This window comes from Tsuneonella sp. HG094 (genome assembly GCF_053819285.1).
In genome coordinates this window covers 2,275,265-2,300,098 of sequence record NZ_JBSORA010000001.1, presented here as the reverse complement: position 1 = coordinate 2,300,098, position 24,834 = coordinate 2,275,265, and the positions used below count along the sequence as shown (strand labels likewise).

The window sequence follows — 24,834 nt, the reverse complement described above, 5'->3', positions numbered from 1 at the left end:
GCCCCGTCCTAGCCAACTCCCCCCCCGGCCACGAACAAGGTCTGTCCGGTGATATAAGAGGAATCTTCGGCGGCGAAAAAGCAGATCGCCGCAGCGAGTTCTTCGGTTTCACCAAATCGTGCCATCGGCGTGTCGCGCAGCGTCTGATCCATGACCTCGGCGAACCCGCGGGTGTCGGCCTCGGTGGCCGCCGCGGTATTACGCGGGGTCACGCGGGTTACGTTGACTCCACCGGGCGCCACGCAATTGACCCGGATGCCGCAATCGCCGAGATCGAGCGACAGCGACGATGTCAATGCTGCCACGCCTCCCTTGGCCGCTGCGTAAGGTGCCCTGTTCACCCCCCTGGTCGCCACCGAGCCGATATTGACGATCGCCCCGCGGCCCGCTTCGCGCATATGCGCAAGAACCGCATGACAGCACCATAATGTGGGCCATAGCGATCGATTAATCTCGGCGACGATCTCCTCGGGCTGGTAGTCCCAGTACGGTTTGGCCCAAATGGTTCCGCCAACATTGTGCACGGCCACATCAATGCGTCCGAACCGTTCGGCGACGCCATCGTAGAGGTCGACCGCGCCCTCGCGGTGCTCGAGATCATGGACGGCCGCATGGACGTCGAGCGCTGCCTCTCTAAGCGCCTCTACTGCCTCAACGACCGCCTGCTCGGCGCGGTCTGCCAAGACGACCGTAGCGCCCTCGCGCGCCAGCCGCGTCGCGGCAGCGAGACCTATCCCTTGCGCCGCTCCCGTCACCACGGCGACCTTGTCGGCAAATCTCATATCATGCTCCACGGCGATGCTCCTGCATATCTTATAATCCAGGGTCCTGCAGCGATATCCTTTGCGTTACCTTCACACTTGCCGCGCGACAAGGAAATGCGTTACACAATGGTCAATGACGCGGCGACTCCAAAGCGCGCGATGGGAGAGTTGGATTGGCAAGGCAATTATTGACTGCAGGCGATGTCAAAGGGGCGTGGGCTATCGTCCCGACCCCGGCGAAGCCGGGGGCATCGGACTGGCAGGCATCCGACACGGTCGATGTCGAGCAAACCGCCCGCATGGTCGATGGCCTTGTCGACGCGGGCATCGATGGCATCCTCAGCATGGGAACCCTAGGGGAGGCGTCCACCCTGACTATCGATGAGAAGCGCCTTTTCATGCGCACGCTGGTCGAAACTGCCGCCGGACGCGTCCCGGTTTTTGTCGGCACGACTTGCCTCAATACTCGCGATACCGTCGCGCTTACTCGCGAAGCCGTCGAAATCGGCGCAACCGGCACGATGCTCGGCATTCCGATGTGGTGTGCGCCGAGCCTTGACGTGGCGGTTCAGTTCTATCGGGACGTGGCTGAGGCGGTGCCGGAAATCAACATTGCGGTCTACGCCAACCCCGAGGCATTCAAGTTCGATTTCACCCGCAATTTCTGGGCGCAGGTGGCGGAAATCCCGCAGGTAGTTACCGCGAAATACATCGGCGTCGGCACGCTGCTTCCCGATCTTGCGGCGGTAAGGGGACGCATCAAGCTGCTGCCGATCGACTTCGATTACTACGCCGCGGCGCGGATGGACGATTCAATCGATGCCTTTTGGACGAGCGGAGCGGTATGCCATCCGCTGGTGAGCACCACCTTGCGCGATTTGGTCGCCGCGGCACGCGTCACCGGAGACTGGAACGCAGCTAAAGCCTTTATGGCACGGCTCGGGCCGACGGCCGCGAGCCTGTTCCCGAACGGCAGCTTCAAGGAGTTCTCGACCTACAACATCGCCCTGGAGAAGGCGCGCATGACCGCCGGCGGGTGGATGGATGCCGGCCCCTGCCGGCCGCCCTATCACTTGTGTCCCGAAGAGTATCTCGAGGGCGCGCGAGTCTCGGGCCGGATGTGGGCGGATTTAGGTAGGACCCTCGAGGCCGACGCCTGACATCGCCGACCACCCCCCTTGAAGTTAGGAGCTTGCGATGACCATCGAGACGCTGGAATGGCCAAAGAACTTTAACGAAATCCCGAAGGCCGCGTTCACCCGCAAGGACATCTACGCCGAAGAGCTCAAGCGGATATTCCACGGGGAAGAATGGCACCCTGTCGCACACGAAAGCGAACTACCTGATCCGGGCGATTTCAAGACCCTCCGCATGGCGGGAATCCCGTTGTTGGTCGCGCGCGATGACGCGGGGAAGGTCCGCGTCTTCTATAATGCATGCTCGCACCGCGGCAATCAGCTTGAGACCGCGGTAATGGGCAATCGGACCGAGTTCGAATGCCCGTACCACCGCTGGCTGTTTAACACCAAAGGCGATTTGATAGGTTGCCCGAATCCGCGCGAATTCGTGCCAGGGTTCAACAAATCTGACTATCCGCTCGCTCAGCCGCGGTTCGATAGCTTCTGCGGGCTGATCTTCGTGACATTTTCAAGCCGCACAGAGCCGCTGCCTGAGTTCCTGGGCGGCGCAGATAACACGCTGCGCGAACTGCTCGGCGGTGACGGGCGCCTCAAGCTGCTCGGCTACCAGAAGGTCCGCTATGACACGAACTGGAAGTCCTACACCGACAACGACGGATATCATGCGCCGTTGCTGCACCAGGCCTTTAGCATGCTCAACTGGCAGGGCGGAAAGGGCCGTCAGTTCACCGTCACCAAACATGGTCATATCTGCTTCGAGTCGGCGCTGTCGGTGGCAGGGGGCCCGACCGTGCTGAAGGATGCCGACCTAATCGCATTCAAGGGTCAGGACCCGTCGGTCGGCTCGCGCATCGTTTCGCTCTTCCCTACCTTTGTCTCGACGAAGCATCTTGACGTGATCAACCTTCGCTTCGCGACGCCGATCGACGAGGAGACGACCGAGGTCCACTACGCCTACTTTGCGCACCAGGATGATGATGCGGAGATGCTACGGCATCGCCTGCGGCAAAGCTCAAACCTGCTTGGACCGTGCGGGCTGATCAGCATGGAGGACGCTTCCATCTTCCACCGCATACACATCGGCAATCACACGCCGGGAAATGCGATCTTTCAGAAGGGCGTGCGCGACCGCTCGAAGCTCGACAGCGAGTTCCTGCAGAACGACGAGAGCGGCAATCTCCCCAGATGGGAGTACTACCGGTCGGTGATGGGCTTCGAAAGGGTGGCGGCGTGACCGCAAGCGACGTCGCGCTCGAGGGAACGCTCGACAGGCTGCTGCTCGCCGACGCCGATGCGCTCGACAGCAAGGACATGCAGCGCTGGCTGTCCAACTACGCGGACGAGCCCGAAGCTTCCTATTATTGCCGATCGGCAGAAAACACGGAGAACGATCTCGAACTGGGCTTCATGTTCGATGATTGCCGTGCGCGGCTCGAGGACCGCGTCACTTACGTCAATGAAATCTGGGCGGGCACGTTTCAGGATTACCGGACGCGTCATTTCGTGCAGCGCGTGAGTTATGAACGGACCAGCGACGACACGGTTGCGCTGCGTACGAACTTCTCGGTGTTCATGACCCCGGAGGACACCGGTATCACCAAGATCCTCGCGGCCGGGCAATATCTCGACACCGTGCGGCTGACCAACGATGGCAGCGCGAAATTGCTGTCGCGACGCGCCGAACTCGATACCTCGGTGCTGCCTCGCTACCTCGTATATCCGGTCTAGCCTGGCAAACGCTCTCGACCGGTCGCTTCCGGCGGCGGGGCGAACCTCAATCCCGTCACGAACCCTCCGCTTGCCAGGACGATCATTAGCACCGCAAAGCATGCGGTGGCCATCAGCGGGCCGTAAAATGTACTGATAATGCCCACCGCAACGATCGGCAGTGAGTTTCCGAAAAAGCACGTCACGAAGTAGATCGATACCAGCCCGGCACGGGCGTCGGGCGGGGCAATCTGGTTGACGACCGCCAGCGCCCCGCGATGGCCGAGCGCTATCGTGACACCACCACACGCGGTTCCGACAATCAACAACAAGAGATTCCCGGTTGTCTGAGTGAGGACGAGCAGCGCCAGACTGATGAGGATCGATGCCAACCCGCTCAACATGGAAAGCCTGCTACCCATCTTTCGGGTCACAGTAGCTCCAAGGACCGCAACGCCGAAAAGCTCTGCCAGGATGGCGCCTCCGACCGCCGGATTACGGATCTGCATGGCTTCGGCAAGGATCGTCGGCAGCAGCGAAGCATAGAAGCCAACGAAGCTGAAGGTCACAAACGCGGTTACCGCCGGGGCGATGAACGCGGCACGCGATCCGGCGGGCAGCGCCAGCCGCGGCCGGAAATGCTCAATTCGCAAGGGAGCACGCGCGACTGTTTCGCGGCCGGCCAGCACCAGCACGAGAACGGCGAAGGCGCAGAACGTAAAACCCGCGAAGGGCAGGAAAAGGGGATAGGGGGCATATGCCGCCAACAGTCCAGCGAACAGCGGCGCCACCCCGACGCCCCCCAGGTTCGCTTGCGTCGCGAGAAGAGTGGCGCGGCCGTTGTCGTGAGGATGCAAATCTGCGAGCCACGCCGTGCCGGTTCCCGAGCCGAGGCCCACCGCGAGTCCACTGGCGATCCGCCCCGCGATCAGCCAGCCAACGCTCTGGGCAGCTACGAACAGCGCCACCGTCAGCGCGATGGCAACCAGCGCAAGGAGGGCCGTTGGGCGCCGTCCCAACCGGTCGGACAGGCGGCCCAAAAAGAGCAGGGCGACGAGGTTGCCGACAACGTAAGCGGCGTAGATCACCGTAAGCATGGCGATCGAAAACGGGAAGCGCTGCTCGTAGAACGCGTACAGAGGAGTCACCAGCGTGCTGCTGGCGAAGCCGATCGCGATCAGAGCGAAGGCGGCAACGGCGCTGAGCTTTTGCTTGTTGCTGTGAAGGCTCATCGGACCACTCCGTACTGCGATACGCTGCGGAGTTCGCCGACCACAAACGGGATCGGTTCCGAAGTCCTGAAGTACCTATCGGGTGCGATTAGGCGCCGCAACAAGTAGGTGTCGCTCATGAGGAATTGTTGTAAGCTCGACAACTTCCTGTCGAACATGCGTCGGGTTATCAGCAGCCCAAAAATCCTTGAGGTGCGCTTCTTGGAAGAGCTGCCAGGCCGACTTCGGTCGCGGGACCCTTTTCTCATCAAGAGATACCACACCGGGTGGGCCCCCGGGCCCGATTCTCAGTTTGCCAGACCTGCAGGCATCCGTACCCCGAGAAACCCCGAACCTAAACGAGACGCGAGGTCGGGAGAACCGCGTCCGTCGGTTTGCGAATGCGCGCTTCGACTCCTGAGGGGCGCTCCGTCTCAATATAACGTGTGCGAACAGCGAGATCGAAAGATGGCAAGGGAGCGGGTTCGGACGCAGCTATGGGTGCGGAAGAGTCCGCACACGCTCTTTTCCCGAAAAGACCCAAGGATGAGCGAGCCGATCCCTTAACAACGCTAGGTGCCCGACGGCGTTATGTAAGCCGATTGAGCGATCCCGCTGCAGACGACCACTCGTTATAATTTCACCGCGCGAAACGAACCATTGGCATGCCGAAGGCCCGGCGAGCACCTGCGCCGCGAAGGCAGCAACCGGCTTTATCGGGGTGCGGTTTTATAGGTGACCGATATCGCTGGTCGCTTGCACGATCTTGGCCAACAGAATTGAGAGTGAGAGCCTGGCGGGCTTCGGCGTGACGGATCGAAAAGCAGAGGGAAGGCCCCCTGCCGACCCGTCGCAGAAATCCATTTTAAACGACACCTGGGCGGACGACGGAGGGGTTCACACATCGATCAAGCGAATACCAAATCAACCGATTTTTCCCGATCCACCATCGACAACCCCTCAAACTTTCCCACCCGCTGAAAGCATCATAAAATAAACGCAGTTAGTACGTGCTGCAATTGCCCGGATTTGAGCAGACGGTTGCGCCCTAAAACGCTTCTCCTGTAAGCTCGACCACTTCCGCCGCATCGCCACCCGATACAACAAGCTGGCAAGAGACTTCCTCGCTGCCCGCAGTTGCATCAGCTCGACTGCGGAGGCGCATTTACTAGCCCAGTAGCTAGTTCGGTATTGACGGCCGAGAGCACGCACCACCTCGAAAATTCATTCCGCGCCGTGAAGGCTCGAAGCTATCGTAACCCGAAACCAATTTTCGCAAGGCGCGCGATTGCGGGACGCTAGATCAACCGGTTAGAAAACTTGAGATTCGGCGCAGAAGCCGACATCAATCGATCTTGTCACAGCGCACAATATATGACTTCAAGTCCTAAAAAAGGCGTCGAACCATTACCTTATTCGCTTTTTGAGGGCCTTTTGCGGGCTTTTCGAAAAGCCCACATCCCGGAAGCATCTGTTAAGGAAGCCGAAAATAGCTGGAATTGGATGCCTCTTCTGGCACCATCAACCACTCAACCGGCTGAAAATAAACAGAAATGGCGAAATTCAAGGCCCTTTCTGCGGTTGAGTGATACACATGGTGGCTACACGTGAGCGCTTCTGGGCTTGAATGCGTGGGGTAGTATATGGGTTACCGGCGCGTGAAGTGCCTGACTTGTTCGGCTTCGCTCTCGTTCACGATCAGCTTGCGGTCCCTGGCCTCGTACCCGAGCGGTACCGGCCCACCCATCCACATGCCCTTCTTTTTCGAAGCCGCGATCTTGTCGCGGATGCGCGCGCCGGTGACCTCGCGCTCGAAATGGGCGAACGAGAGGTCATCTAGCGTCGCGCCTCCCTCGAGCTTCAACTGGGCGAGGACGATGTCAGTCTTGTTTGGCTGCTTTGCTTCCGAGCGCTCCTGAATGGCGGTGGGCGCGGTTTGCGCAGCTTTATCGTCATGCGTTTGGCTGGCATTGCGGCTCGGCTGTCGCGCCATGCGGCGGTGGCGCTTCATGGTAGTTGCAGTGGTCATGGTTGGTTCTCCTGGTTGGAGTAGCGCCATCCCTGCCCCACCACCCAAAGCCCAGCCGGTCGCGCCGGTCAGGGCAGCGGCCGGTCCCGTCGGCCGCGATTCACACGAACCGCAATGCCGGGTTGTCGGACGAAGTCGAATACATTCTCGATGTCTGCTTTGCGCCCTCATTGCGGAAGTTCGAGAAGCGCGCGACATGACCCGAAAGCGGTCGTTCGTTCGGGATTGATCGGACCGCCGCTTCGCGCCCTGATCTCTGTCAATCCGACCCTTAGAATTGCATCGGCAAAGCCGCCATTCGTGTTGGGTCAAGGCGACGAAGCAATTCTTGCAGGCCGCATTGCGGTCGATATTTGTGCCTCTGCGCTTGACTGTCTGTCGCCTACCTACCTCGCCAACAAACGCGGTCATCCATCATTCGAACGATCGATCGTAGCGCGTTCTCAAAAGTTTCTTGTCGATTTTCCCCGTAGCCGTGAGTGGGACGGTGTCGAAAACGATGGCATCCGGCATCCACCATTTGACAATCCGCTCACCGAGAAAATCGCGAATGCCTTCGGTAGAGAGCAACTGGCCCTCGTGCGGTTCGATTACCAGAACGGGACGCTCTTCCCACTTGGGATGGGGGACACCGACCACAGCAGCAATCCGCACGCCGGGACAAGCGCTGGCAACATTTTCGATATCGATCGAGCTGATCCATTCGCCACCGCTCTTGATCACGTCCTTTGCGCGATCGGTCAGGCGCAGGAAGCCAAGCGGATCGATAGTGGCGATGTCGCCGGTGTCGAACCAGCCGTCGGCGGCGGCGGCAGGGATATCGGGATAGTAGCGGTCGACCACCCAAGGACCGCGCACTTGAAGGGCGCCGGATGTCTCGCCGTCCCAGGGGAGATCGCCGCCATCCTCGTCGACGATACGCAACTCGATCCCGAACTGCAGTCGTCCCTGTCTGGTCCAGATGGTTTCGTCGACTGCCTCCTGACCTTGTTCTGCGAGGCGCGGTGTCGGTGTTGCGATGACGCCCAGTGGGCTGGTTTCGGTCATCCCCCAGATCTGGCGGACGGTCACACCGTACTTGCGGTCGAAGGTCTCGGCCATCGCGCGCGGCACGGCGGATCCGCCGATGATCAGTTGCCTCAGCGCGCCGGTGTCCTCACCCGTCCGTTCGAGGTGCTCAAGGTACATCGTCCAGATCGTGGGGACGCCGCCCGAGAAGGTCACGCCTTCGTTCCGGATAAGCTCCTGCAAGCTCGCGCCGTCGAACCGGTCGCACGGCATCACGAGCTTGCAGCCGTTGACGGCCGCGGTGAACGGCAGGCCCCATGCGGTCGCGTGGTACAGCGACGAGCAGGGCATGATAACGTCGAACGCCGAAAAACCGAACGCGCTTGCTAGACCGGACACGATCGCGTGCAGGACTACCGAGCGGTGGCTGTAGAGCACTCCCTTCGGGTCACCGGTGGTGCCTGAAGTGTAGCAAAGGAACGCGCCGACATTCTCGTCGAACGACGGCCAATCGAGAGCACCGTCCTGCGCTGCAATGAGAGTTTCGTAGTCGACGGCGTCGGGAACCGCCCCGTCGAGGTGCTCATCGTCGGTCAGCATCACAAGGTGGTGGACGTTCGTCAGCCGAGGCCGGAGCTGGTTCACGAGGGCTGCGAACGATCGCTCGAACAGCAGCACGGTGCTCCCCGCGTGGTTGATCGTATAGGCGATCTGGTCTTCGGACAGCCGCGGGTTGGCGGTGTGCAGCACGGCACCGATCCCGGGGACTGCGTAGAACAGCTCGAGATGCCGGTGCGTATTCCAGGCCAGCGAGGTGACCCGATCGCCCGCCGTCACGCCGAGGTCCTGCAAAGCCTGCGCGGCCCTCCTCGCCCGGCTTTCGCAGCCGGCCCAGTCGTATCGGTGGATCGGTCCGTCGACGAGCCGCGAAACGATTTCGCGCGTTCCATGCGCTTTGGCCGCATAGCGGATGATGCCGCTGATCTGCAGCGGTGTTTGCTGCATCAGTCCCTCAAGCACGTAGCGTCTCCCGCGATGGCTAAAGCGTGTCGATGAAATCTGCAGTTACGCCGTTTGTCCAGCCGAACCCGGTTTGTCCTGCATATTCGCCGCCCCCACCGACGTCGCCCACCTCGACATCGTACTTCTCGTGGATGAGGCCAGTCGCGTGATAGGCGCGCTCTACGGTGGCAATCCAGCGCCGCATGATCTCTTCCGCCAGCCGACCGTGGCCGTATCGTCGCAGGCCAGTGACCGCGATCCACTGGAGCGGCGCCCAGCCGTTGGGTCGGTCCCATTGCTCTCCCGTCTCGACCAACGTCGTCCGCAGGCCTCCGGGCGCGAGATAGACGTCGCGATAGTAGGCGGACGACCGGTCGGCCTGCTCCTGGCTGGCTATGCCGACCAGCAGCGGAGTGAGGCCCGCCGCGCTGGATTGCAAGCGGCGCGCCTGGCGTTCGAGGTCATAGTCCGCGAAGTATCCGCCGCTCTCGTCCCAGAAGTTGCGCTGCAATGCCTGCCTGCGGTTCTCGGCCAGCGCGGAATACGTCCGCGCATCGCCTGCGTCGCCGCTCTCTGCAATCGCCAGTTCGAGACCATGGAGGAATGCGTTGAGGTCGACCGGCGCGATCGACGTCGTGCGGATCGAATTCAGCTTTCCATCGTCGAGCCAGCGCGACGAGAAGTCCCATCCGCTCTCTGCCCCGGCTCGCAGGTCGCGATAGACCTCCTCCGGCGATCGCAGGCTATCCGCCACGGTTGCTACGTCTTCGCGCCAGCTTTCGTCACGCGGTGTACCGCGCGGATCCCAGTAGCGGTTCACGAGGCTGCCATCGGCCAGGCGGGCAACGTGGCGATGGCTTTCCCCTGGCGCTAGGTCGTCGGTACCCTCCATCCACCAAGCATGCTCGCGCTTCATCGCGTCGAAGCGACGGGCCGCTACTTCCGGCCTCCGGTCGCCAAGCAGCGCAACCATCATGTGATAGAGCGGCGGCTGCGAACGTCCGAGGAAGTAGGTGCGGGCGCCATTGGGTACGTGGCCATGATCCTCGATCAAATCGGTCATCGCATCGACTATTCCGGTTGCGAGTTCGATCTCGCCGTCGCGCACCAGCCCGAGCAGAGTGAAGAAGCTGTCCCAGTAGTAGATTTCGCGAAACCGTCCCCCGGGAACGACATGCCGGTGACGAACGGTCAAGACGGACGACTGCGGCGCCTCGGTTGCCGGCTCGCGCGCAAGGTCTGCCCATAGATCGCGTATGTGCTGGCGGAGCGGCACGCGGGGGACGGCCGGTCGGACGGTCGCTGCCGAGAGCGGCAGATCGAAGTTTTCGCTGACGAAGCGGCCAAGCGCTTCCGCATCGCCGCCCAGCCGGGCGAAGTCCGCCATGATCTCGCCGACCGGGCGTTTCGGTACCGCATCAACGAAGGCCTTCCCATCGGCTAGGATGTTGCGCTCCTGCACCGCCTCCAGCAACGGCCCGAACAACTCCTGCGGCGTGGCTCGGGGAGCTTTCACCTGGTGAGGTGACATTCGAAGAACTCGGCCTGGGCAGCGAGCGCATCGTCGGTCTCGGGACACTCGATCCAGGCCCAGAAGGCATGGAGCATGCCTTCGTAGACGCGCAGGTCGGTCGATACACCCGCCTTGCGAAGCGCGAGGTCGGCCAGCACGGTGTGGCTCAGAAGCTGGTCGCGCGTGCTGGTCATCGACAGCACCGGCGGAAATCCCGCAAAATCGCCATGGATCGGCGACAGCAGCGGGTCCGTCCGCTCGGTCGATCCGATGTAATCGGCGAGCGAATCCGGCGCGGTCTTCCCGACCATCAGCGGCGGCAAGTACGCTTCGCAATCGCTTGCCCGGGAAAGGTCGGCCGAACCGGAAAAGAACCCGGCGGCGGCGGGCATCGGCAACCCTTCGGCTTTGATGCGCGCGAGCAATTGCATGGTCAGGATTGCCCCGGCCGAGGTGCCGTAGAGCCCGATAGAGTCCGGCGATCGCGTGAGAAGCGCATCGCGATAGACGGCCAGGGCATCGTCAACCGCCGCCGGGAACGGATGTTCGGGTGCCATCCGGTACATGACGGTGGTGACGGGAATGCCCGTCAGCCCGGCGATCGGGATGCTTTCGGTGAGCGATCCCGAATCGAGCACGAACCCGCCGCCGTGGAAGTTGATCAGCAATCGCCCGTCTGCCGCGCTGTCCACCCCGCGCTTTCGCACGAGCTTTACCGGCACCCCCGCGACGCGACCCTTGGCGACTTCCACTCCGAAGCGAGCTGCCCGACCCTTGGCCAGCTTGCGCAAGCCGAAGGTCGCAGCAGCCCGCACCGCCCCCCGCGTGAGTGGATTACGGAGCAATCGCGCCGTCGTCTCGTTCGCGGCCACGACACCCAGCAGCGGGGTCATGGCCTCCCTCGCTTCCGCGCTGACGGTCAGCGCGAAAGGAGGCTGGTCTGGTCCGCGACCCGACATCGGGTCAGCCGCCGAAGCGGTAGCCGACGCGAATGCCGTACATCCGCGGCTCGTTGTAAGTCAGGCCGACCGTGCCGACCCCGCTGGCGTAAAAATCGGCGACCCCGACCGGCACTTCCTTGTCCGCAAGATTGTTTACGAAGGCACCGATATCGAATCCGTTGCCCCCGACGTTGCGCAAGTCGATGCTCGCGTTGAGCAGCCCGTAGCCCGGCAGGAAGCGGTAGAACGACGCATTGGTCTGCGCGGTCGAGACCTTCGTCTGGCGCACGTAGTTGGCGCCGATCGCCAGTTCACCCGCATCGCCGAGCGAAGTCTCGTAGGTCGCGCCGAGCGAGTACTTGTGCTTCGGAGTGTACGGGAACGGCGAACCGTTGAGGATGGCCTGCGCGCTTGCATCGGGCACGTCGGTGTACTTGCCGTCGATGTACGAATAGCTGGCGTTGAAGGTCAGTCCGGCGGTCGGCATCAGCGCGCCGTTGAGCTCGATCCCCTGGATCTTGCCCTTGGCCGCACTGCGTGTGACGTTGAGAATGACCGGTCCCGAAGGCGTGGTGACGCTCTCGGCGGTGGTCCGCTGGATGTTGTCGTAGATGCCGCGGTAGGCCGCGATGTTCAGCCGGCCTTCCGCCCCGCCGATCGCGAACTGAGACTTGAGACCCACTTCCACGTCGGTCAACTTCTCCGCCGGGAAGAAACGGAACGGCGAGCTCTCTGGCACGGGACCGTTGAAGCCGCCCGACTTGTAGGCGTTGCGTGCCGTGACGTAGGCATGGACCGAGTTGTTGATGTCGTAATCGAGCGTCGCGGTGTAGCTGAGATAGCTGTCGTCGACCGACCCTGCGATCGCGGGCGGAGCACCGATCGTCTGCGAGCTGAAGCTGTGCTCCCAGGTGTAGCGCAAGCCGCCGGTCAGGCTCAGTCCTTCGAGAGCTGGTGCCAGGCGGCCGAGTTCCAGCGTGCCCTGTCCGAACACGGCTTCGCTGCTGTTGCGGTTCTCGAAAATGGCGGAGATCGTCGGCACCAGCGACCCGAACGGGAACGCGGTATACTGAGCGATGCCGGCCGGCAGGTCTGTCTTTTGGCGATCGAGGTACCCGCCGATGGTGAAGGCAAGAGCGTTGTCGAAAGCGCTCCCCTGAAGCTGCAGTTCCTCGGTGAAGAAAGTCGGCGCGAGCGTTGGGACCAAACCACTGGTGAACAGGCCGGGATTGGCGAGGTCCACGCGGCTGGTCTGCCCGCCGAGCGGAAACGCAGTCGCATCGTAATCGTAGCCGTAGAGCGTCTTCAGCTTGGAATAGCTGACGATGTTCTTCAGCTTCAGGTCGCCGCCCAGGTCGAGCGTCGCATGGTTGATCACCTGCCAGTAGCGGGTCTCGGAAAACTGATCGAGGTTATAGGAAACCTCGCGCGGACCGCGTGCCTGCTGCTGGGAAACCGCGGTCGCCATCTGTGGGAAGATCGCGACGACCGGAATGATCCCGAGCCCGAACGCGGTGCCGTCGAACGCCGCTGCGGGGTTGAATGCCCCCAGAACCGTCGCACCGCCGTTGGTGTGTGAATTGTAGTACCGGGCGACGGTGTAGAGCTCGAGGGCGTCGAACGGACGCAGCGTCAATCCGGCGCGGAAGCTCTCGTAGGCCAGGTTGTCGTAATCCTTGCCCGCGAAGACCGGACCGACATCCTTGGTGTAGCCGTCGCGGCGCCCCACTTCGCCGGCGACCCGGAGCATGACCTTGTCGGGCACGATGGCCGCGTTGACGGCGCCTTCGATGCGGCGGTCATTATAGTTGCCGTACTGTGCGCGAACGTAGCCGCCGTTGGTGCTCTGCGGTTTCATCGGCTCGAACAGGATGTTGCCGCCGGTCGCATTCTTGCCGAACAGCGTGCCTTGGGGACCCGCAAGGACCTGCACGTTGGCGAGATCGAAATAGGTGCCGACCCGGCCGTCGACGTTCACCGCGTTCGGTACTTCGGCGAAGTAGTTCACCACGCCAGGGGTCGATCCGAACGCAGGCCCTTGGCCGCGAAGCGCGAAGAACGCGAATTCGCGCGGATAGCCGCCGTTGATCGTGAACAGCGACGGCGTGTTGTCGGCTAGCGAGGTGCGATCAGTCACGCCCTTCTCGACAAGAGTCTCCGCCGTGAATGCGGTCACGGCGATCGGGACGTCCTGTAGATTCTCCTCGCGGCGCCGTGCGGTGACGACGATGTCTCCGAGACCGCTGTCGGCAGAAGAATCGGCCACGGGCGAGGCTTCATTGTCCTGCGCATAGGCGACGCCGGGCAGGAAGCTGGCGCTTGCAGCGAGCGCAACGAACAATTTGGAGTGCGAGGGTTTCACTGGTCTCTCCCGTCGAAAGCAATCTTCTTGCGAGCGTCAATGCCAGCAAATGATATCGATGTCAATCATCGCTTGCATTTCGCATCCCCACCTGTAGTTTCTCGTCGAGACAGGCTGCTATCGATAGCAGTGGAGGAGAGGCAAGTGGGCGATCCCGCGACGTTCGCAGACTGGGTCAGCGATGCAGCGCAAGCGGTTTGGCGCGCGGCCGATCCGGCTCCACCCGCCGGTGCAGATGTCGCGACCCTTCGCGTGCATTACGATGCTTTCAATCGCCGGATGCTGGACCTCGCGCTCGAGAGTTACGAAGTGGACTGCGTTGAAATCACCTGCGGCGGTGCTTCGGCTCACGCAGTGACACCCAAAGACGGTGTGCGAAACGACCGCATCCTGCTTTGCCTTCACGGGGGTGCCTTCATGTGGGGCTCGGGTGCAGGCGCATTGCTCGAGGCGGTTCCGCTCGCTTGCGAAACCGGCTCGCGCGTTGTGGCGCTCGACTATCGCCTGGCTCCTGAGCACCTCTTTCCGGCCGCGGTGGATGACGTCGTAGCAGCCTACCGTGAGGTACTGGTTCGGGTGCCGGCCGGAAAAATCGCCATCTACGGGTGTTCCGCTGGAGGGATGCTTACGGCGCAAGCCGTCGCGCGCTTCGCGGCGGAAGGATTGACCACCCCTGGAGCCGTCGCAATGCTGCACGGGACCGGGCTTGATTTCGCCGGGGATTCCGCTTTGACTTCGGCGATACTGAAAGGGGAAGCCGACTCCGCCTCGGCACCATCGGTGCGCCAGATGCCCTATTTTGCGACCGCAGAGCTTTCCAACCCGCTCGTCCTTCCCGGAAACGACCCGCAGACGCTTGCCTCGTTCCCACCCACCTTGCTTGTCTCGGCCACCCGAGACTTCGCGGCGAGCGCGTGCTCGGTCATGCATCGCCGGTTGCTCGCTGCGGGAGTCGATGCGCGGTTCGTCCTGTTCGACGGGCTCGGACATGCGCATCACATGGCCGTAAACCTGCCCGAGTCGCGCGAAACGTTCGGCCTGATGGCCCGCTTTTTCGACGAGCACCTCGGAAAGTGACGGATCCCGCGCGCTCAGGACGCGCTGGATTCGCGCACCACGAGTTCGACGGGCAGCTGGCGCGCGGTTTCCGGCTGGCCGCCGTCGATCAGTGCAACAATGGCTTCGCCCAGCGCTTTGCCCGCGGCCACGCCGTCCTGCCGGATGGTGCTGAGTGCTGGTCGGTGGACACCGGCAATCGGTGCATCGTCGAACCCGATGACGGCCACTTTGTCCGGCACAGCAATCCCGCGGGAGGCGAGTTCATCGCAGGCCCCGGCGGCGATGAAGTCGCTGGCGGCAAATACGGCATCGAAGGCATTGCCGGCCTCGATGGCGGAAGCGACCGCTCGCGCGCCGGCCTCGGCGGTGAATGCGCAGGCTATCACGTCGGCGAGCATGGCGGTGCTCGCGGCAAGAATGTCTCGACATCCCGCAAGCCGCGCCGCAACTTCCGGATGCTGCTCGTCGCCCAGGAACAGGATACGCGAGCGCCCGGTGGAAACGAGGTGTTCGGCCGCAAGTGCGCCGCCCAAACGGTTGGCGCTGCCGATGACCGGAACCTTCACCCCGCCGACCGGCTCGCCCCACGCGATCATCGGTACGCGGAAGGCCTCGATCTGGCTCAGCCGCAATCCGCCTTCGCCCTCGCCGAGCATCACAACCCCGTCGGCACCGACGCCGTTTGCGGACAGGTAATGGTCGATCGTGGTCAGCAACATCGCATAGTCGGCCGGGGTCAGCGCCTCGAGCAGGCCTCCAATCATCGAGAGGAGCAAGGGGTCGGCGATTGGCCGATCGCCGCGGTCGAGCTGTTCGATGACCACCGCGATCGTCCGCGAACGCCGCGTGCGCAGATTGCGCGCCGCGACGTTGACGCGGTATCCGATATCCTTCGCGACCTCCGCCACCCGCTCGCGCACCTCGGGTCGGACGAGGTCGCTGCCCCGCAGAGCGCGCGAGACGGTAATCTTGGATACCCCGGCCAGTTCTGCCACGCGCTCCATCGTGGGCCTGTCGCCGCTGTCGCCCGTCTTGCTCATTGCGCTACCTCACAAGCCGTCGAAATAGCGACGGACAAGCCGGGCGATACGGTCGAACGCCGCATCCACCGCAGCGAGCCTCGTAGGCAAGAACAGGAAGCCGTGCGGGAGGCCGGGAAGACGCACGGCGAGCGTCTCGACCCCCGCCGCGACCAGCGCCTGGGCATAATGCTCGCCGTCGTCCCGAAGGGGATCCTCCTCGGCAGTGATGACGACCGCCGGGGCGAGGTCCGCATGGCTCGCCGCGTGCAGCGGCGATACGCGCGGGTCCACCGGGTCGCCATCTCCCAGATACATAGAACGGCAGCCTTCAAGGAATTCGCGCCCCAGACCGGGTGCGCTGACCTGGTCGATCGACGGCAAGCCGAAGGTCATGTCGGTTACGGGATGGATGAGCAACTGGAACTGGGGTTGCGCCTCACCCGCTTCACGCAGTGCGAGCGTGAGCGCGGCGGTCAGGTTCGCGCCCGCGCTCTCGCCACCCAGCGCGATGCGGGTCGTATCGCAGCCGAGCGCAACTGCTTCGCGCCGAGCCCAGGCAAACGCGGTCGATGCATCACCGAGACCGGCGGGAAACGGATACTCCGGAGCAAGGCGATAGCCCACGCCGAGCACCGCACATCCAGCTCGCTTGGCAATGTGGCGGTGCATTGCGTCATGGGTCTCGAGATCTCCGAGCATCCAGCCTCCGCCGTGCAGGAACACCAGCAGGGGAAGAACTCCGTCGGTAGACGGCCGATACAGGCGGACCGGAACCCCGTCGGCGTCGTGATCGGTAACCCGCGGGACATCGGCGCCGTCGAGCGCCTTCGCAGTTTCCGCCATGCCGGCCCGGATGAGCGGGACCAAGTCGGGAGTCAGCGGCGGCAACGGCTCCGGCTCCCCCATCATAGCGGCAATTTCGCGGTCCAGCATTCCAACCATTCTCCCGTCGATGGCATCGATATCAATCAGGTGCCCGCGCAATACAAGGTCCTTAGCCAGAAATGAGTTCGCCACCACCTGTTACAGACGCAACGGACGCCGCCGAAAAGCTCCTTCCCCCGCGTCGGCTGTTCCTTGGCGTGTCCGGCCTCTACCTCGCGCTGTACCTCCATTACGGGTTCTTCGCGTTCATTCCCCTGTGGCTTCGGCATGTCGGTGCACCGCCGAGCGAGATTGGCGTGCTCATGGCAATACCGCTGGTCTTGCGGTTGCTGACCGTCGCGCCATTTTCCGCCTGGGCGGGGAGGCGCGGGCTCATCCGCAACGCGATCACCGTTACCGCGCTTGCATCGGCGGCGATCATCGCCCTGCTGATCGGCGAACCGGGTTACGCCGGCCGGATCGCGGTCGTCATCGTATTCTCGATCATGTGGGACCAGCTTCCCGTCCTGACCGACGCATACGCGGTCATGGCGGTGCGGAGCCGCTCGCTCGATTTCGGTCGCATGCGGGTCTGGGGCTCGATCGGCGTGGTCATCTCCACTGCCGCAGCGGGATGGGCCTTCGAGTGGGCGGGGATCGACATGCTCCCCATCCTAGTTGCCGGACTGCTCCTGCTGCCGGCGATCGCCGCCCCGCTACTTCCGCCCGATCGAGCGATGATTGCCGCCGAATCCAGTCCAACGGGCAAGTGGAGCGACGTGATTGCGGACCGGGAACTGCTGCGCGCCATGATCGCCGCCGCGATGATCATGGGCAGCCACGGCGTTCTGCAGAGTTTCGCCGCAATCCAGTGGACCGAGCGGGGTATTCCGACGAGTGCGATCGGCATGCTCCAGGCGCTTGCGGTCAGCGCGGAGATCGGCGCGTTCTGGTTCGGCTCCAAACTGCTGGGCAAGCGCAATCCAATGTGGCTCATCTGCATCGCCGGGATCGCCGCAACCTTCCGGTGGATCGTGATGGCGTTCGATCCCGGGGTACCGGTCCTGATCGCTGCGCAATTGCTCCACAGCATCACTTCGACAGGCGCGATCCTGGGCACGATGCTGGTGATCGCTGCACGCGTTTCGTTGCAGAACAGCGGAGCGGCGCAGGGCCTTTACGCGGTGTTGCTGGGGGTTGCCCTGGCAGCGACGACGGCCGGCTCGGGTATCCTCTGGGCGTACGGCGTGTCGGCCGCCTACCTCGCCATGGCGATTCTGGCGGCATTGAGCATCGTGGTCGCCTGGCCCCGTTCATCTAGGTCCATCGACGGAACCCGTCGAATGCCGGAAGCCAGCCGATGAAAAGGGGGATGCGCGTGGGTAGGCTGATGCCTGCGGCACTAGGATTGATCGTGGCCATAACCATAAGTGGCAGCGTGGCCGCGCAGGAGAATACGATGGAGCGACCCAATATCCTGAGCTGGCCGATGCCGGAAACGGTCAGCCCTGAGGGCAGGGAGATGGCGAAGTCCCTCCTCGCCATGCCGCAGCCGAACCCCATGCCGCCGATCGAAGCGCAACGCGCCATGATCGACGCCATGCAGCAGGCAATGGCAGCCGAGCTTCGCAAACGATACGACGTGCGCATCGAGGAAACCGAAATCGCAAACATACCGGTCCGGATCGTCTATCCGGCCGGTCACGCAAACCTTGGGAATGGAGCGGTTCTTCTGAACTTGCACGGCGGCGGATTCCAGGTCGATTCAGGTTCGCTGACCGAGACCATTCCAATCGCGTCGATCTCTGGCTTGCCGGTTGTCGCGGTCCTCTATCGCCTTGCGCCCGAGCATCCCTATCCAGCGGCAGTCGAAGACGCCCTTTCGGTTTACGAGGCGCTGGCCCGCGATCGTCCGTCATCCCGGATCGCGGTGTTCGGAACGTCCGCCGGAGCGGGCTTGGGAGCCCAGCTCGTCAGCCGATTGATCGCCGAACGGAAACCCCTTCCGGCAGCGCTTGGCTTCTTTTCTGGGAGCGCCGACTTGACCACCAGCGGCGATTCCGAGAGCTGGATGCCGCTACCCGGCGACGCAGCAACGCTGCGCGACAGCATGAAGGGCTATATCGGTATGGACGACCCGGGCAATCCGGGGCTGTCTCCGATCAAGGGCGAAGTTGCCCTCTTTCCGCCGACGATGCTCGTATCCAGCACACGAGACTTCCTTCTCAGTCCTACGGCAATTTTAGAGCGCTACTTGCGGCGCGCGGGCGTAGAGACCGACATGGTAATTTTCGACGGCCTGCCACATGCGTTCTGGGCCTACATGTCTATTCCCGAAACCGACGAGGTCAATCAGGCGATGGCAAAATACCTTGCCTCAAAGGTTACCAATATCCGCGATTAGTAACATTCGTGCGATTCAAATTTTGCTGGGGCTCACCAAGATCGAGAACACTGTTCGGTATCTCGGGGTCGATGTCGAAGACGCTCTACTGCTGGCGGAGCGCACCGAAATTTGACCTAAGGCGCGGTCGGCCGGCGATGCTGGTCGACCGCTTTAGGACGACCGAAGGTCAGCTGACGAGTACTCTGATGCCCGAGAGTGTGTGGAAAGCGGAGCTCAGTTACTTCGCGACCGCGTTGGCGCTAGATCGGCGATGATTCGCTTCGCCATCCCGACATCAACAGTATACTCCGCTTCTTCGCTGTTCGGAGCGAGGCAATCGCTGTTAGCGCGGGGCGGCTCCCTGATCCCCCTCCGGAAATTCCTGTTATGTGGGCAGGGAATTTGCCTGAAATGGCGGATTTCTGAGGTTAGGGATGCCTTGGATAAGCCGAAATGCCCTCGAGAATTGCAAATTCCCTGTAGTTTCCCTGTAAACCAGGGAAATCAGTGTAGAGACTCGTCCGCGCCCGACTGCGTCGCGCGCCATCTCATGCGAGGTTAAGCGGGCACTCGATTAGGCTTGATCCGGTTGCGTGGGCTGATCACACAAGACCCATGACCTCGAACGGCGGTGCTTGGGCGCTATCTCCAGAACAGGACGAAGATCACGTCTCGCTTGCAGCGGCGGCCAACTCGGGGGTCGCGCTGTGCACGATCGTGGGGATCGAGGGGAGCTTTTCCCGGCGCAATGGTGCTCAACTGGCGATCCTGCCCGGCGGCAAGGTGGTGGGGACCCTGTCGGACGGATGTCTTGAGCAGCAGCTTGCCCGAGACAGCCAGACGCTTACCGGGCCGGAAGTGCGGCGGTACGGCAGCGGTTCGTCGCAGATCGATTTTCGGCTGCCATGCGGGGGCGGGCTCGATATCTTGGTCGACTCAGCGCCCGATCGCGCGGCGTGCGCAGCCGCCCTCGCATCCTTGCGTCGACGGCGTCCGGCGTCGCTCGCATTGCCGGCGAACTTGCCCGAGCGAACGTATATTCCCCGCTTGCGCATCCTCGCATTCGGCGAGGGGCCCGAACTTGCTGCTCTGGGCAAGCTGGCCTGCGCTGCCGGGGTCGAGGCGGAGACGGTCGAGAAGTCGTCGCTCGCGCTCGGTCGGCCGAGCGGGCGGGGCGACTTCGATGCGTGGACGGCGGTCGTCCTGCTGTTCCACGACCACGAGTGGGAATTGGCCCTGCTCGAGGAGATGCTCGCAGGCGACGCGTTCTACATCGGCGCGCAGGGCGGGGCGCAGGCCCGCGGGGCGCGTATTCAGGCCTTGCAGCGGCGCGGGTTCGACGAGGGTGCGATCGAACGCATTCGCAGTCCCATCGGCGTTCCCACGGGAAGCCGGACGCCGCAGATGCTGGCGCTTTCGGTCCTGACAGAGATCGTGCACGAATATGAGCGACTCCGTCCCGCCTTCTGATCGCGCTACCGCGTTCGTCCTGCTCGCCGCCGGGCGCGGGCAGCGCTTCGGCGCGGGTAAGCTGCTGGCCGACCTGTGCGGCAGGCCGCTGTGGCGGTGGGCACTCGATAATGCGCGGGGCGCAGGGTTCGATGACCTGCACGTCGTGAGCAACGACCCCCGGATTGCCGCCGACTGCGAAATGTTGAACGTGGTGTGCCATCCCAATCCCGACGCAGACGACGGCATGGCTTCCTCCATCGCCGTCGCCAGCCAAGCGACCAGGTCCGCGCCAAGGACGGTGATCGCGCTCGCCGACATGCCGTTCGTCACGCCCGAGCATTTTAAGCGACTGGCGCTCGCCAAGCGGGTCGCATTCACGCGCTATCCGGCCGCGCGGCGCGGCGTGCCTGCCGCATTTGGGCGCGAGGATTTTTCGCGACTCCTGACGCTTGAGGGCGACCGAGGCGCCGCCTCGCTCTTCTGGCCCGATGCCGTCGATTTCGACCCTGCCGATCCAGAGGACTGCTTCGACGTGGATACGCCCAAGGCGCTGGATCAGGCGCGGGCCATCGCGATCAAGCGATGGCCGGGAGCTTGTCGATGAGCTTGTCGAGCGTGATCGGGTACTCGCGCACGCGCACACCCGTTGCATTGTAGATCGCGTTCGCGACCGCCGCACCCGGGCCGCAGATCCCAAGTTCGCCGACACCCTTGGCCTTCAGCGGACTGACGACGTCGTCGAGCGTGTCGAGGAAGATGCATTCCTGGTGCGGAATATCGGCGTGGACTGGTACCTCGTACCCCGCAAGGTCGTGGTTGACGAAGAACCCGAAACGCTTGTCGACAACCAGTTCCTCCATCAGCGCCGCGCCCGCCGACATCACCATCGCGCCGATCACCTGGCTGCGCGCCGACAACGGGTTCAGAATGCGCCCGGCATCGCACACCGCGAGCATGCGGCGAATGCGCGTCTCGCCGGTGTACACGTCGACCCCGACTTCGGCGAAGTGCCCGGCGTAGGTCCCCATGTCGTAGTCCTGCTGAAAACTGCCGAAGTCGATTTCGCCATCGGCGGTCATCGGACCGGCTTCGGCGAGCTTGCGGGTCGCCTTGCCGTCCTTGACCCGGCCGCCGGAGAACGCAGCCGTGTCGGGGTTCATGCCGAACTTGCCCGCGACCTGCCGCCGGAGTTCGACACAGGCGGCGTAAACGCCGGAGGTGGAGCTGGTCGCGCCCCACTGGCCACCCGATCCCGAGGAAACGGGCGAGCGGGAGTCGCCCAGCCGCACGTCCACGTCTTCGAGCGGCACGCCCATGCACTCGGCAGCGGTCTGCGCGATGATCGTATAGGAGCCGGTGCCGATGTCGGTCATGTCGGTCGCGACCCGCAGCTTGCCCTCGCCATCGAGCGACACGCGTGCGGCCGACTTGGCGGTCGGTGCGCCGCGATACCCTGCGGCGACGCCCATGCCGACCAGCCAGCGGCCATCGCGGACGGTTGCCGGCCTCGCTTTGCGCGCTGCCCAGCCGAACCGGTCGGCACCCTGACGCAGGCATTCGATCAGGTGCCGGCCCGAGAAGCGCTTGGACGGATCGCCCGGTGCGGTCTTGGGTTCATTGCGCACGCGCAGTTCGATCGGGTCCATACCGAGCGCTTCGGCCAACTCGTCCATCGCCACCTCCAGCGCCAGAAGGCCTGGCGCCTCGCCCGGTGCACGCATGGCGTTGCCCTCGGGAAGATCGAGATGCGAGATGTAACTCGCGGTCAAGTTGTCCGGACCGGCGTAGAGCGAGCGTGTCTGGGCGCTGCCGTTCTCGGCGCTCCCGCCTTCGAGGTTCCCCGACCAGCATTCGTGGCCCATCGCAAGGATCCTGCCCGTCTTGTCCGCACCGATGCGGACGCGCTGGATTGTCGCATGGCGGTGGGTCGCATTGTTGAACATCAGCGGACGCTGCATCGCGATCTTGACCGGCCGCTTGGCCGCCTTGGCGCCGAGCGCCGCGAGCACCGCATCGGCCCTGATGAAGAGCTTGCCTCCGAAGCCCCCTCCGATGAACGGCGAATCGAGACGCACGTTTTCCTTGGGCATCTTGAGGATGCTTGCGAGGGCCTGCCTGCTCCAGTCGATCATCTGATTGCTGGTCCAGACGGTCAGCTTGTCGCCCTCCCACGCCGCGATCGTGGCGAACGGCTCGATCATCGCGTGTGCTTCGTCCGGGGTGGTATAGGTCTGGTCCAGCTGCACGGGCGCGGCGGCGAACGCGCCCGCGAAATCTCCGTTGCGCTGGATGTCTTCGGGCACGCCCCAGCCGCGGGCGATCTTGGCCCCGTCCTTGCCCTTGGCGAGCTCGAACTTCCCCTCGACGCGGTCGTAGGTCGTGCGGATGAGCGAGGCGGCCGACCGCGCCTGTTCGAACGTCTCGGCCACCACGCAGGCGATCGCCTGGTGATAATGCGCGATATCGCGCCCGCCGAACAAGGGCGCGGCATTCATCGGGCTGGTGCCGACCGGGTCGATCTCGGTCGCTGCGATGACCGCGATTACGCCCGGCGCCTTGCGCGCGGCGGCCAGGTCCATCGAGGCGATCCTGCCCTTGGCGATGGCCGAGCCGACGATGAAGCCGTGGGCCTGACCCGAGACCACATCGTGCCGTTCGGCGGCGTATGGCGCGGTGCCCGAAACCTTACGCGGACCGTCGATCCGGCGCGTCGACTTGCCGATGATCGAGGGCTTGTCGACGAGCGTCTTGCCGGCTGGTGTTTCGAACTTCATCGCCTCAGTTCCCTTTGCCCGTGCGCGCACCGGCGAGAACGCCTGCCAGCGTTCGTTCTGCGAGAGCGATCTTGAACGCGTTGTCGTCGCGCGGCGTGGCGTCGGCAAACGCCTGCTGGACGACCGCCTTAGCGCCCAAAGCGAGCGCGTCGTCTGCTTTTGCGCTGCGCCATGGCTTGGGCGCTACACCACCAAACGCCACCCGCCCGCTGCCGTCGGGCTGAATGACGGCCGCCACCGCGACCAGCGCGAACGCATACGATGCCCGGTCGCGGACCTTGCGATAGATATGCTTGCCGCCGATTGGCTTTGGCAGGACCACACCGGTGATGAGTTCGCCCGCTTCGAGTGCAGTTTCCTTGTCGGGTGTCGCGCCCCACAGGCGGTGGAAATCGCCGATCGCGATCGTCCGTGTCTTGCCCGCAGCGTTGATCGTCTCGACTTTCGCATCGAGCACTGCGAGCGCGTTGGCCATGTCGCCGGGATAGGTCGCGATGCACTTGTCCGACACGCCAACCACCCCGAGCTGGCGCGAAAATCCGCCGATCGCCGCGCAGCCGCTGCCGGGGCTGCGTTTGTTGCACGGCATGTTGGTATCGTAGAAATACGGGCAGCGCGTGCGCTGGAGCAGGTTGCCGCCGGTCGTCGCCTTGTTGCGGAGCTGGCCGCTCGCCCCCGCCTGGATCGCGCGGGTCAGCACCGCGTAGTCGCGCATGATCCGGGGGTGGGCCGACAGTGCGGTGTTGCTCACGAAAGCACCGATCCTGAGGCCGCCCTCGTTCGTCTCCTCGATGCTGCCGAGCCCTGCGTCCTGGATGTCGACCAGGTGCACCGGCGTCTCGATCTCGAGTTTCATCAGGTCGAGCAGGTTGGTGCCCCCGGCAAGGACCTTGGCGCCCGGTTTCCCGGCCACGACCTGTGCTGCCGCCAGCGGCGTCGACACACGTTCGTATTTAAAGCTGCGCATCGTTCAGGCCCTCGCCACCAGGCCGATCGCCTCGGCAATGTTGGAATAGGCGCCGCAGCGGCAGATGTTGCCGCTCATGCGCTCGCGAATTTCGGCGTTGGTCGCGCTTGCACCGCCCGCCAGGTCCTCCGTCGCGTGGCTCGGCACGCCGCGCTTGATCTCGCCGAGCATCGCCACTGCCGAACAAATCTGTCCCGGTGTGCAGTACCCGCACTGGTAACCGTCATGCTCGACAAAGGCATCCTGCATCGGATGCAGCTTGGCGGGTGTTCCGAGCCCCTCGATCGTGGTCACCTCGTCGCCTGCGTGCTGGACCGCCAGCGTGAGACACGAATTGATCCGCTCGCCGTTCACGATCACGGTGCATGCACCGCACTGACCGTGGTCGCAGCCTTTCTTGGTGCCGGTCAGTTGCAGGTGCTCGCGCAAGGCATCGAGCAGAGTGGTCCGTGGATCGAGCGTCAGCGTACGCTCGGAACCGTTGACCTTGAGTGTTAGGGGCATGCCCATCGACGCCCGATCGCCGGTGGAGTTCCCTTGCGCGGCGGCCGATCCGGCCAGCAAACCCGCCCCTGCGACCGAACTGCCAAGCAAGGTTCGCCTGCTCACGGAAAAATGCGGGTCGCTCATCGGG

General features: G+C 63.5%; 20 protein-coding genes and 1 pseudogene. 9 read left to right on the top strand and 12 right to left on the bottom strand.

Annotation, left to right across the window (positions count from 1 at the left end; translation table 11 throughout):
- Nucleotides 1-8 precede the first annotated feature (8 nt).
- On the bottom strand, nucleotides 9-782 hold the full coding sequence (locus ACWPMX_RS11450) for a 1,6-dihydroxycyclohexa-2,4-diene-1-carboxylate dehydrogenase (RefSeq protein ID WP_455700129.1): 774 nt from the start codon (nucleotides 780-782) through the stop codon (nucleotides 9-11).
- Between the two features lie 155 nt (nucleotides 783-937).
- Here ACWPMX_RS11450 and ACWPMX_RS11445 point away from each other — a divergent pair, with 155 nt between their 5' ends.
- The 3 genes from ACWPMX_RS11445 to ACWPMX_RS11435 are packed head-to-tail and all read left to right on the top strand — an operon-like array spanning nucleotide 938 to nucleotide 3,631.
- On the top strand, nucleotides 938-1,924 hold the full coding sequence (locus tag ACWPMX_RS11445) for a dihydrodipicolinate synthase family protein (protein ID WP_455700128.1): 987 nt from the start codon (nucleotides 938-940) through the stop codon (nucleotides 1,922-1,924).
- Nucleotides 1,925-1,961: 37 nt separating this feature from the next.
- On the top strand, nucleotides 1,962-3,137 hold the full coding sequence (locus ACWPMX_RS11440; RefSeq protein ID WP_455700127.1) for an aromatic ring-hydroxylating oxygenase subunit alpha: 1,176 nt from the start codon (nucleotides 1,962-1,964) through the stop codon (nucleotides 3,135-3,137).
- Nucleotides 3,134-3,631, top strand: coding sequence for an aromatic-ring-hydroxylating dioxygenase subunit beta (locus ACWPMX_RS11435; RefSeq protein ID WP_455700126.1), 498 nt, complete (start codon nucleotides 3,134-3,136; stop codon nucleotides 3,629-3,631). The genes ACWPMX_RS11440 and ACWPMX_RS11435 overlap by 4 nt, the downstream gene beginning before the upstream one ends.
- Here ACWPMX_RS11435 and ACWPMX_RS11430 read toward each other — a convergent pair.
- The 6 genes from ACWPMX_RS11430 to ACWPMX_RS11405 form a co-directional block, all read right to left on the bottom strand.
- The gene (locus ACWPMX_RS11430) at nucleotides 3,628-4,842 is read right to left on the bottom strand and encodes an MFS transporter (RefSeq protein WP_455700125.1); all 1,215 of its coding nucleotides are present in this window, start codon (nucleotides 4,840-4,842) and stop codon (nucleotides 3,628-3,630) included. The two genes, ACWPMX_RS11435 and ACWPMX_RS11430, sit on opposite strands and share 4 nt — an antisense overlap.
- 1,627 nt (nucleotides 4,843-6,469) lie before the next feature.
- Nucleotides 6,470-6,832 (bottom strand): hypothetical protein, encoded by a 363-nt coding sequence (locus ACWPMX_RS11425; RefSeq protein ID WP_455700124.1) that lies wholly within the window; start codon nucleotides 6,830-6,832, stop codon nucleotides 6,470-6,472.
- 432 nt (nucleotides 6,833-7,264) lie between these two features.
- Nucleotides 7,265-8,863 carry a long-chain fatty acid--CoA ligase gene (locus tag ACWPMX_RS11420; protein WP_455700123.1) on the bottom strand — a complete coding sequence of 533 codons (1,599 nt, stop codon included), beginning with the start codon at nucleotides 8,861-8,863 and terminating at the stop codon, nucleotides 7,265-7,267.
- Nucleotides 8,864-8,897: 34 nt separating this feature from the next.
- Nucleotides 8,898-10,391 carry an alpha,alpha-trehalase TreF gene (gene treF, locus ACWPMX_RS11415; protein WP_455700122.1) on the bottom strand — a complete coding sequence of 498 codons (1,494 nt, stop codon included), beginning with the start codon at nucleotides 10,389-10,391 and terminating at the stop codon, nucleotides 8,898-8,900.
- Nucleotides 10,373-11,266 carry an alpha/beta hydrolase gene (locus ACWPMX_RS11410; protein ID WP_455700121.1) on the bottom strand — a complete coding sequence of 298 codons (894 nt, stop codon included), beginning with the start codon at nucleotides 11,264-11,266 and terminating at the stop codon, nucleotides 10,373-10,375. Before ACWPMX_RS11410 ends, treF begins: the two co-directional genes overlap by 19 nt.
- Nucleotides 11,267-11,336: 70 nt before the next feature.
- Nucleotides 11,337-13,676, bottom strand: coding sequence for a TonB-dependent receptor (locus ACWPMX_RS11405; protein ID WP_455700120.1), 2,340 nt, complete (start codon nucleotides 13,674-13,676; stop codon nucleotides 11,337-11,339).
- Between the two features lie 279 nt (nucleotides 13,677-13,955).
- Here ACWPMX_RS11405 and ACWPMX_RS11400 point away from each other — a divergent pair, with 279 nt between their 5' ends.
- Nucleotides 13,956-14,753: an alpha/beta hydrolase gene (locus tag ACWPMX_RS11400; RefSeq protein ID WP_455700119.1), complete on the top strand. Its 798-nt coding sequence runs from the start codon at nucleotides 13,956-13,958 to the stop codon at nucleotides 14,751-14,753.
- A 14-nt stretch (nucleotides 14,754-14,767) separates the two neighbouring features.
- Here the strand turns inward: ACWPMX_RS11400 and ACWPMX_RS11395 are convergent, their stop codons facing one another.
- Nucleotides 14,768-15,775 (bottom strand): LacI family DNA-binding transcriptional regulator, encoded by a 1,008-nt coding sequence (locus ACWPMX_RS11395; RefSeq protein ID WP_455700118.1) that lies wholly within the window; start codon nucleotides 15,773-15,775, stop codon nucleotides 14,768-14,770.
- A 9-nt stretch (nucleotides 15,776-15,784) separates the two neighbouring features.
- On the bottom strand, nucleotides 15,785-16,690 hold the full coding sequence (locus tag ACWPMX_RS11390) for an alpha/beta hydrolase (protein ID WP_455700117.1): 906 nt from the start codon (nucleotides 16,688-16,690) through the stop codon (nucleotides 15,785-15,787).
- 149 nt (nucleotides 16,691-16,839) lie between these two features.
- Between ACWPMX_RS11390 and ACWPMX_RS11385 the strand changes: the two genes are divergently transcribed.
- From ACWPMX_RS11385 to ACWPMX_RS11365, 5 genes and pseudogenes are all read left to right on the top strand, one after another.
- The gene (locus ACWPMX_RS11385) at nucleotides 16,840-17,985 is read left to right on the top strand and encodes an MFS transporter (protein ID WP_455700116.1); all 1,146 of its coding nucleotides are present in this window, start codon (nucleotides 16,840-16,842) and stop codon (nucleotides 17,983-17,985) included.
- On the top strand, nucleotides 17,982-19,025 hold the full coding sequence (locus ACWPMX_RS11380; protein WP_455700115.1) for an alpha/beta hydrolase fold domain-containing protein: 1,044 nt from the start codon (nucleotides 17,982-17,984) through the stop codon (nucleotides 19,023-19,025). Before ACWPMX_RS11385 ends, ACWPMX_RS11380 begins: the two co-directional genes overlap by 4 nt.
- Nucleotides 18,964-19,140 (top strand): annotated as a pseudogene (locus ACWPMX_RS11375) (integrase); the annotation flags it as partial. The gene ACWPMX_RS11380 and the pseudogene ACWPMX_RS11375, both read left to right, overlap by 62 nt.
- Before the next feature lie 482 nt (nucleotides 19,141-19,622).
- Nucleotides 19,623-20,477, top strand: a complete 855-nt coding sequence (locus ACWPMX_RS11370; RefSeq protein ID WP_455700114.1) for an XdhC family protein — start codon at nucleotides 19,623-19,625, stop codon at nucleotides 20,475-20,477.
- Nucleotides 20,452-21,063: a nucleotidyltransferase family protein gene (locus ACWPMX_RS11365; protein WP_455700113.1), complete on the top strand. Its 612-nt coding sequence runs from the start codon at nucleotides 20,452-20,454 to the stop codon at nucleotides 21,061-21,063. Before ACWPMX_RS11370 ends, ACWPMX_RS11365 begins: the two co-directional genes overlap by 26 nt.
- Here the strand turns inward: ACWPMX_RS11365 and paoC are convergent.
- Genes paoC through paoA form a run of 3 tightly spaced genes read right to left on the bottom strand, consistent with a single transcriptional unit; the run spans nucleotide 21,035 to nucleotide 24,830 of the window.
- Entirely contained in the window at nucleotides 21,035-23,233 is a 2,199-nt protein-coding gene (paoC, locus tag ACWPMX_RS11360; RefSeq protein ID WP_455700112.1) for an aldehyde oxidoreductase molybdenum-binding subunit PaoC, read from the bottom strand. The genes ACWPMX_RS11365 and paoC overlap by 29 nt on opposite strands.
- Nucleotides 23,234-23,237: 4 nt before the next feature.
- Nucleotides 23,238-24,200, bottom strand: coding sequence for an FAD binding domain-containing protein (locus ACWPMX_RS11355; RefSeq protein WP_455700111.1), 963 nt, complete (start codon nucleotides 24,198-24,200; stop codon nucleotides 23,238-23,240).
- A 3-nt stretch (nucleotides 24,201-24,203) separates the two neighbouring features.
- Nucleotides 24,204-24,830, bottom strand: a complete 627-nt coding sequence (gene paoA, locus ACWPMX_RS11350) for an aldehyde dehydrogenase iron-sulfur subunit PaoA (protein ID WP_455700110.1) — start codon at nucleotides 24,828-24,830, stop codon at nucleotides 24,204-24,206.
- Nucleotides 24,831-24,834: the final 4 nt, after the last annotated feature.